Source organism: Kitasatospora sp. NPDC059827, from assembly GCF_042731675.1.
Classification (GTDB): Bacteria; Actinomycetota; Actinomycetes; order Streptomycetales; family Streptomycetaceae; genus Kitasatospora.
The window spans coordinates 148,704-157,191 of the sequence record NZ_JBHWIV010000014.1 but is presented as its reverse complement, the minus strand read 5'-3'; the positions used below and the strand labels follow the sequence as shown (position 1 = coordinate 157,191).

General features: G+C 74.9%; 5 protein-coding genes. 2 read left to right on the top strand and 3 right to left on the bottom strand.

The window, feature by feature from the left end; genetic code table 11:
* Positions 1 to 125 precede the first annotated feature (125 nt).
* The 3 genes from ACFV8H_RS12265 to ACFV8H_RS12255 form a co-directional block, all read right to left on the bottom strand.
* Complete coding sequence (locus ACFV8H_RS12265; protein ID WP_380398881.1) at positions 126 to 338, bottom strand: MbtH family protein; 213 nt, start codon at positions 336 to 338, stop codon at positions 126 to 128.
* A gap of 119 nt (positions 339 to 457) precedes the next feature.
* Positions 458 to 1,846 carry a serine hydroxymethyltransferase gene (gene glyA, locus ACFV8H_RS12260; RefSeq protein ID WP_375890507.1) on the bottom strand — a complete coding sequence of 463 codons (1,389 nt, stop codon included), beginning with the start codon at positions 1,844 to 1,846 and terminating at the stop codon, positions 458 to 460.
* 14 nt (positions 1,847 to 1,860) lie between these two features.
* A complete protein-coding gene (locus tag ACFV8H_RS12255; RefSeq protein ID WP_380398879.1) occupies positions 1,861 to 4,293 on the bottom strand; it encodes an amino acid adenylation domain-containing protein in 2,433 nt (810 codons plus the stop codon).
* A gap of 358 nt (positions 4,294 to 4,651) precedes the next feature.
* On the opposite strand from ACFV8H_RS12255, the gene ACFV8H_RS12250 reads away from it, so the two are divergent.
* Positions 4,652 to 6,031, top strand: coding sequence for a condensation domain-containing protein (locus tag ACFV8H_RS12250; RefSeq protein WP_380398877.1), 1,380 nt, complete (start codon positions 4,652 to 4,654; stop codon positions 6,029 to 6,031).
* Positions 6,028 to 8,412: a non-ribosomal peptide synthetase gene (locus tag ACFV8H_RS12245; protein WP_380398875.1), complete on the top strand. Its 2,385-nt coding sequence runs from the start codon at positions 6,028 to 6,030 to the stop codon at positions 8,410 to 8,412. The genes ACFV8H_RS12250 and ACFV8H_RS12245 overlap by 4 nt, the downstream gene beginning before the upstream one ends.
* The last annotated feature ends 76 nt before the right edge of the window (positions 8,413 to 8,488 follow it).

Genomic DNA, 8,488 nt, shown 5'->3' with positions numbered 1-8,488 from the left:
ACCCTGTGTTCTGGGTGTTGGGGGGGTTGGTTTTTTTTTTTAACCGCCGGGGTGGGGCCCGCACCCGGCGGGCGGCGGGGGGTGGTTCCACCACCCCGGGCCTCCGGCGTTCGCGGCCGGGCCGGTCAGCCCTGGCTGCCCTCCATGGCCCGCCGCAGGCTGCGCGGGCGCATGTCGGTCCACACCTCGGAGACGTGCTCCAGGCACGCCTGGCGGGTCCCCTCGAAGCCCTCCGCCCGCCAGCCGGCCGGGACGTCCCGGTCGGCCGGCCAGACGGAGTACTGCTCCTCGTCGTTGAGGACCACCAGGTACCGGCGGTCGTCGTCGGGCTCGCTCATGTTCGTCCTTCCGTTGGGGCCTGGGTGGGACCTGGGCGGGATCTAGGCGGGGCCTAGGCGGGGCCTAGGCGGGATCTGGGCGGGGCCTGGGCGGGGCCTAGGCGGGGCCTAGGCGGGGCCTAGGCGGTGGCGTAGCCGGGCAGGGGGAACTTGGCCGCCAGTTCGGCGACCTGGGAGGCGACCGAGTAGCGGACGTCGTCGGGCAGTTCGTAGCTGCGCGGCCCGAGCGGCGTGACGGCGGACAGCACGGTGTCGATCAGCTCCGCGCAGCGCCCCGCCTCCGCCCCGGACATCCCGCGGTGCGCGGCGCTGTTGGAGCCCAGCCGCACGCCGCCGCCGACCAGCGGCGGGGTGGTGTCGCCGGGCACCCGGTTCTTGTTGACCACCATCCCGCACTCCTCCAGCGCCTCCTCGGCCACCAGGCCGCTGAGGCCGCGGGTCCGCAGGTCGACCAGGACGGTGTGGTTGTCCGTCCCGCCGGAGACGATCGGGTAGCCGCGCCGGCCGAGTTCGGCCGCCATGCCGCGGGAGAAGGAGACGATCCGCTCGGTGGTGACCGCGAAGGCCGGGGTCGCCACGATCGCGAGGGCGCGGGCCTTGGCCGCGATGCTGTTGAGCGCGGGGGCGCCCTGGTAGTACGGGAAGATCGCGCGGTTCAGGAAGGTGCCGAGGTCGCCGTTGCCCTTGGGCGCCGGGGCGTCGTGGTCCCGGCCGACCAGGATCAGGCCGCCGCGCGGGCCGAACAGCTGCTTGTGGGTGCAGGCGGTGGTGATGTGGGCGTGGTCGACCGGGCTCGGGTGCAGGCCGGTCGCGACCAGTCCGGCGACGTGCGAGATGTCGGCCATCAGGTAGGCGCCGACCTCGTCGGCGATGGCCCGGAAGCGGGCGAAGTCGACGATCCGGCTGTAGGCGGTGGCCCCGCAGATGATCACCCGGGGCCGGTGCTCCCGGGCCAGCTCGGCCACCTGGCCGTAGTCGATCAGCCCGTCCGCGTCCAGCCCGTACCCGACGGCGTCGAAGTACTGTCCGGCGTACGCGGCGGGGCTGCCGTGGGTGAGGTGGCCGCCCTCGGCCAGGTTCATCCCCAGCAGGGTGTCCCCGGGGTTCAACAGGGCGGACAGCACCGCGTAGTTGGCGGTGGTCGCCGAGTGCGCCTGGACGTTGGCGTAGCGGGCGCCGAAGACGCTCTTGGCGCGCTCGATCGCCAGGCTCTCGATGTCGTCGATGACGCCGCAGCCGGCGTGGTAGCGGCGGCCCGGGTAGCCCTCCGCGGTCACGTTGACCGCAGTCGAGGCCTGGGCCGCCAGCACCGAGGGGTCGACCACGCTGGAGGAGGCCACCAGCGACAGGGTGGCGTTCTGCCGGGCCTGCTCACGGGCCAGCACCCGGTGGAGCTCCGGGTCGTCGGCGGCGAGCTTCTCGGCACCGGCGACCAGCAGGTCGCGCACGGTGTCCTCGGTCTCGTCCGCGTCCTCCGGGGCGCGGCCGGGGGCGGGTGAAACTGACATGGGACCGTCCTTCGTCAGAGCGGCCGGGCGAGTTCGCGTGCCAACTCGGCCACGGTGGGAAAGTCGAACAGGGTCCAGACGTCGAGGTCCACCCCGAGGGCGGCCCGGATCCGGGTCGCCAGCTTGACGGCGGCCAGCGAGTGGCCGCCCAGCTCGAAGTAGTCCTCGTGCGGGCCGACCTCGGCGATGCCCAGCGACTGGGCGAACAGCGCGCGCAGGGTGCTCTCCAGGTCGGAACCGGTGTCCTCGGCGCCCTTCGCGTCCCCGGCGCCGTCGGCGGGGGCGGGAACGGCGGCGGGGGCAGGAACGGCGGCGGGAGCGGGGACGGCGGCGGCCTGGGCCGGGCCGGCCAGCGCACGGCGGTCGAGCTTGCCGTTGGTCGAGGTGGGCAGCGCCGCCAGCTCGGTGAACTGCTTGGGCACCATGTAGGCGGGCAGCACCTCGGAGAGCGCGGAACGGCACTTCTCCGGGTCGAAGGCGCCCGGCCCGGCGGGCACCACGAAGGCGGCCAGCCGCCGGGCGCCGTCCTCGCCGACCGGGAGCACCGCGGCCTGCCCGACACCCGGCTGGGCGCGCAACACGGTCTCGATCTCGCCGAGTTCGATCCGGAAGCCGCTGATCTTGACCTGGTCGTCCAGCCGCCCGAGGTACTCGATCTGCCCGTCGGTGCGGTACCGGGCGAGGTCGCCGGTGCGGTACAGCCGCCCGCCCGGGGCGAAGGGGTCGGCGACGAACCGCTCCCGGGTCAGTTCCGGCTGCCGGTGGTAGCCGAGGGCGACCTGGACGCCGCCGATGCACAGCTCGCCCGCGACGCCGACCGGCACCGGTTCGAGCCGCTCGTCCACGACGTACAGGCCGGTGTTGGCGATCGGGCGGCCGATCGGCACGTCCCGCCCGGCGAAGTCCGGCGCGGCCTGCCAGTGCGACACCTCGATGGAGGCCTCGGTGGGCCCGTAGAGGTTGTGCAGCTCGCAGTCCAGCTGCCGGAAGAAGGCCCGGACGGTGGTCGGGGTGAGCGCCTCGCCGCTGGCGAAGACCAGCCGCAGGCCGGCGCAGTGCCCGGCCAGGTCGTCCTCCTCCAGGAAGGCGTCCAGCATGGAGGGCACGAAGTGGATCACGGTGACGCCCCGGTCCCGGACGGTCCGCTTGAGGTAGCGGGTGTCCCGGTGCCCGCCCGGGCGGGCGACCACCAGGCAGGCGCCGGAGACCAGCGGCCAGAGGAACTCCCAGGCCGAGACGTCGAATCCGAACGGGGTCTTCTGCAGCACCCGGTCGTCCGGGCCGAGCGGGAAGCGCCGGCGCCGCCAGTGGACGGTGTTGAACACGCCCGCGTGGCGGTTCAGCACGCCCTTGGGGCGGCCGGTGGAGCCCGAGGTGTAGATCAGGTAGACGGGGGTGTCGCCGGTGATCTCCGGGCGTCCGGCCTCCGGCGCCTGCGCGCCCTCCCGGACGGCCTCCTGGACGGTCAGGACGGTGACACCGGGCCCGGCGAGCGCCTCGACGTCCTCGGGGCGGCCCAGCACGGTGGCGGCGCCGGAGTCCTCGACCATGTACCGCACCCGGTCGGCGGGGAGTTCGGGATCGAGCGGCACGTAGGCGAGTCCGGCCTTGAGCACCCCGAGGATCGCCACCACCAGCTCGACCGAGCGCTCCAGGTGGATCCCGACGAAACCGGAGCCCGCGCCCGGGCCCGCGCCCGCGTTCAGCCGGCGGCTCACCAGGGCGGCCCGCCGGTCGAGTTCGGCGTAGCTGAGCACCTCGTCCTCGAACTCCACCGCGGGCGCGGCCGGGGTCGCCCGCGCCTGCTCCTCGAAGGCCGCCACCACGGTCGAGTCCGGGTACGGCGTCCGGGTGCCGTCGCCGTTCCAGTCGGTGAGGATCCGCTCGCGCTCCTGCGGCGAGCCGAACCGGGCCCGGCGGACCGCTCCACCGGGGTCGGCGACCAGCGCGGCCAGCAGCCGGGCCGTGTGCTCCAGCACCCGGGCGGCGGTGGCCTCGTCGAGCAGCGCCGGGTCGTACGCGGCCTCCAGCAGGGCGCCCTGGCCGGCCTGGCCCAGCCTGACGGTCAGCGGGGCCTCGACCCCGTCCACCTGGCCGCCCGCCTGGGCGACTTGACGCTCCACCTGCTGCCGGATTCCGCGCAGGTCGGCGTCCTCGTCGACGGAGATCCGCACCGACCCGGGCCCGTCGAGCGTCAACTCGACGTCCTGCTGCCCCGCGTAGTGGTGCAGCAGGACCGCGAGCACGGCCGCGAGCACCGCGTCCGCGCCGCCGCCGGGTTCCTCCGCCAGGCCCAGGAATCGCTCCAGGACCGGTTCCGGAACCGGATGCGTACGCGAACTGCCGCGTTCGGTCGGGTGATTGGCGAGCCACCGGTCGCACGGCAACCGCACCAGGCCCACGGCCGCCGTCGTGACGAGGCCGCCGGCCACGTGTGTGCCGGTCATTCGCGACTCCCGGAAGTGAGCATGCACCGGACAGGTTCGAGATCAAGGGATACCGCACCGGCCGAGGTATGACAACCAACTGCCTTTCCCGTTGGACTTTTCCGGGGACTTTCCGGCCCACCCCCGGGGAGGATCTTCCGCAGAGTGCGTACGGCTGACAGACTGGACCGATGATCGCCCGCCCGCCGGCGCACTCCCTCCCGGCGCGGCCGAGGCATTGCGGGCGGCGCCGCCCCACCCTCGCCAGCTTCCGACCTCGCCACCCTCCCGATCTCGCCACCCTCCCGATCTCGCCACCTCCCGATCTCGCCACCTCCCGATCTCGCCCCCGACGTTCCGACACTTCGATGGGAGCACGATGCCCGGTTCCGTCGGCGCGGCCGACCCGGCCGAGCGGTACGAACTGTCCTCCGGCCAGGAGGCGCTGTGGATGTTCGAGCAACTGGTGCCCGGCACCGCCGCCTACCACGTCCCGCTGGCCTTCCGGCTGCGCGGCCCGCTGCGGCCCGAACTGCTGCGGGCCGCGCTGACCCTGGTGGTGCGCCGGCAGGAGGTGCTGCGCACCGCCTTCCGCGCGGACGACGGCGACCCGTACCAGCTGGTGCTGCCGCCCGGCGAGGCCGAGTTGCCGCTGTGCGAGGTCGCCGACGGGGCCGAGCTGGCGGACGCCCTGCACCGGGAGGCGCGTGAGCCCTTCGACCTGGCGGCGGGCCGGCCGTTCCGGCTCCGGCTGTTCCGGCTCGGTCCCGAGGAGCACGTGCTCAGCCTGGTGATGCATCACATCGCCACCGACGGCTGGTCCTTGCGGGTGCTCACCGACGAACTGTCCGCCGGGTACGCGGCACTGCTGGCCGGGAAGGACCCGGAGGGGGTGCTGCCCGAACTGCCGGTGCCGTACCGGCGGTACGCCCGGTGGCAGCGGGAGTGCTTCCAGGGGCCGGAGCTGGAGGAGCTGCTCGGCCACTGGGAGGCCGCCCTGCGCGACCTCCCGGCCGTCGACCTGGCGGCAGGGCGCAGCCGCCCCCGGCGGCCCTCCTTCGCCGCCGACCGGCTGGTGGTCCGGCTCGACCCGGAGTTGCACCGGGCGCTGACCGAACGGGCCCGGGCCGCCCGGCTCTCGCTGTTCCCGCTGCTCGGCGCGGCCTTCTCGCTCGCCCTGACCGAGCGCACCGGCCGCCCCGACACCGCCTTCGCCACCCTGTTCGCCGGCCGCGGCGAGCCGGAACTCGAACCGCTGATCGGCTACTTCGTCAACATGGTGGTGCTGCGGGCGGACCTCGCCGACGACCCCACCGTCGAGCAGCTCGCCACCCGGCTGAACGCCGCGACCCTGGCCGCCATCGACCACGAGGTGCCGTTCGGCGCCGTGGTGCGTCGGCTCGCCCCGGCCCGCCGCCCGGGCCGCAACCCGCTGGCGCAGGTCACCCTCCAGCTGCGCACCGGCGGCAGCGCCCCCGGCCGCCCGGAGCTGCCGGGCGTCAGCTGCGAGGACGTCGACCTCTACCCCGGGCGGCACGCCTTCGACGCCACGGTGACCTTCATCGAGGACGGCCCGGACTTCCTGCTCAGCATCGAGTACTCCACCGAGGCCTTCGACCCGGCCTGGGCGGCCGGCCTCGCCGAGCAGCTGCCGGCCCTGCTCCGGGCCGCGCTGGAGCGCCCGGGCGCCCGCGGCTCCGAGCTGCTGGCCGCGGCCACGTACACCCGTCACGAACCCCACCAGGGAGCCTCCTCATGACCGAGCACGCCGACCCCGTCCTCCCGGTGCTGTGGGGGGACCGGCCCGAGGCCGTGGAGTCCGGGCCGCTGACCGGCCTGCCGGCCGCCGCGCCCGCGGACCTCGCCGCCGGACTGTACGCGCTGGTGCTGCGGTACGGGGGCCTGCGGCCGGTCACCGTGTGGGGCCGCGCCGAGGGGCAGCAGGAGTGGACGGCCTGGCGGATCGAGCCCGCCGAACTGGCCGGAACCGGATCATCCGCGCCCACCCTGGCGGCCTGCCGGGCCGCCCTGGCCCGACAGGCCGGGGCGCTCCTGGACGGTCGCCCGCTGGAGCTGTCCGTCCACCCGGACTCCTCCCCCGCCGTGTTCGCCCTCACCCCGGCTGGAGCAACCCCCGGATCGACGGTCCCCGACGGCGGCTGGACGCTGCGCGTGCGGGCCACCGCCCGGCCGGACGACGACCACGCCCTGGACCGGGTCGCCGCGCACCTGGCCGCCTTCCTGACCGCCCCCGACGGGCTGCGGATCGACCTGGTCGACCACCTCACCCCCGCCGAGCGCGAGCTGGTCGCCGAGGTCAACCGGCCCGGCCCGCCGCTGACCGAACCGGTCTGCCTGCACCAGCGGGTGGCCCGGCAGGTCGCCGAGGCCCCCGAGCGGATCGCCGTGGTGCAGGGCGGGCTCAGCCTGACCTACGGCGAACTGGACGCCAAGGCCGAGGCCCTGGCCGCCCGGATCGCCGCCCTCGGGGTGGGGGTCGGCGGGCGGGTCGGGGTGGCCGCGACCCGCAGCGCGGAGCTGGTGGTGGCGGCGTACGCGGCCTTGAAGACCGGTGCCGCCTTCGTCCCGCTGGACCCGATGCTGCCCGCCCACCGCCGCGAGGTGCTGCACCGCCTCGGCCGGGTCGACGTGGTGGTCGCCGACGCCCTGGGCGCCGCGAACGGCGCCGACAGCAGCACGGGGGTGCCGCTGATCCCCCTCGGCCCGGTCGAGGAGCTGCCGGCCGCCCCGGCCGGTTCGCCGCCGTCGGTGCCGGTGACCGGCCGGGACCTCGCCTACGTGATCTTCACCTCCGGCTCCTCCGGCGAGCCGAAGGGCGCCCTGCTCGACCACGTCGGCCGGACCAGCATGATCCTGGACCTCAGCGCCCGCTACGAGCTGGGCCCGGGCGACCGGATCCTCGGCGTCTCCTCGCCGAGCTTCGACATGACGGTGTACGACGTCTTCGCCGCGCTGATGACCGGCGCCACGCTCGTCCTGCCGGAGCGCGGCCGGGAGAACGACGTCGAGCACTGGGCCGAGCTGGTCGAGCACGCCGGGATCACCGTCTGGCACTCCGTCCCGTCCTCGCTGGCCCAGTTCCTGCGCACCTGGGGCACCGGCCGCACCGGCGCGCTGCGGGCCTTCCTGCTCGGCGGGGACTGGATCCCGCTGGCCCAACCCGACGCCGTCCGCGCGGCCTTCCCGCAGGCCCGCTTCATCAGCCTGGGCGGCGCCACCGAGGTCTCCGTGGACAGCACCTACTACGACGTCGCGGCCGTCGACCCGCGCTGGCGCTCCATCCCGTACGGGCGGCCGATGACCAACCAGAGCGCCCACGTGCTGGACGCCTTCGGCGCACCGGCCGCGGTGGACCAACTCGGCGAGCTGTTCCTGGGCGGGCTCGGCGTCGGCTGGGGCTACCAGGACCGGCCCGCCTTCACCGCCGAGCGCTTCCTGCCCGACCCGTTCTCCGCCGTCCCCGGCGCGCGGCTCTACCACACCGGCGACCTGGCCCGGCTGCGCGCGGACGGCGAACTGGAGCTGATCGGCCGGGTCGACCACCAGGTGAAGATCGGCGGGGTGCGGATCGAGCTCGGCGAGATCCAGTCCTGCCTGCGCGAGCACCCGGCGGTGGCGGACGCCGTCGTGGTGCCGGTGCGCGACTCGGCGGGCATCGCCCAGTCGCTGGCCGCCTACGTGTCCGTAGCGGGCCAGGCCTCCGTCGAGGACCTCCGCGCCCACCTGCGCGAGCGGCTGCCGGAAAGCATGGTCCCGGCCCGGGTCTTCGCCCTCGCCGAGCTCCCGGTCAACCAGAACGGCAAGATCGCCCGCCCGGAGCTCGAACGCCTCGCCGCCGAGGCCGCCACCCCGGCCCCCGACTCCGACCCGGCCATCCGCACCGCCGTCGGCGAGGCCTGGCACGAGGTACTGGGCCTGCCCGAACTCCCCGGCGCCGCAGCTTCGTTCATCGACCTCGGCGGCAACTCCCTCGCCGCCATCCAGGTCGTCGGCCGGTTGAACCGCCGCTTCGGCACCGCACTCAAGGTCGCCGACCTGATCGCCGCCGACACCGTGGCCGAGGTCGCCGCCATCGTCACCCAACGCCGCGGCACCAGCAAGCGCCCCTCCCTGCGCTGACACCATCGCGACGGGCCGGTGTCCGCCACGGCGGACACCGGCCCGGACCTCGACGCACGATCCAGGGGCGATGCGG

Bases quoted from the DNA above. Each gene is read 5' to 3' on its own strand.
- ACFV8H_RS12265 (WP_380398881.1), bottom strand. From the start codon at position 338: ATGAGCGAGCCCGACGACGACCGCCGGTACCTGGTGGTCCTCAACGAC.
- glyA (WP_375890507.1), bottom strand. From the start codon at position 1,846: ATGTCAGTTTCACCCGCCCCCGGCCGCGCCCCGGAGGACGCGGACGAG.
- ACFV8H_RS12255 (WP_380398879.1), bottom strand. From the start codon at position 4,293: ATGACCGGCACACACGTGGCCGGCGGCCTCGTCACGACGGCGGCCGTG.
- ACFV8H_RS12250 (WP_380398877.1), top strand. From the start codon at position 4,652: ATGCCCGGTTCCGTCGGCGCGGCCGACCCGGCCGAGCGGTACGAACTG.
- ACFV8H_RS12245 (WP_380398875.1), top strand. From the start codon at position 6,028: ATGACCGAGCACGCCGACCCCGTCCTCCCGGTGCTGTGGGGGGACCGG.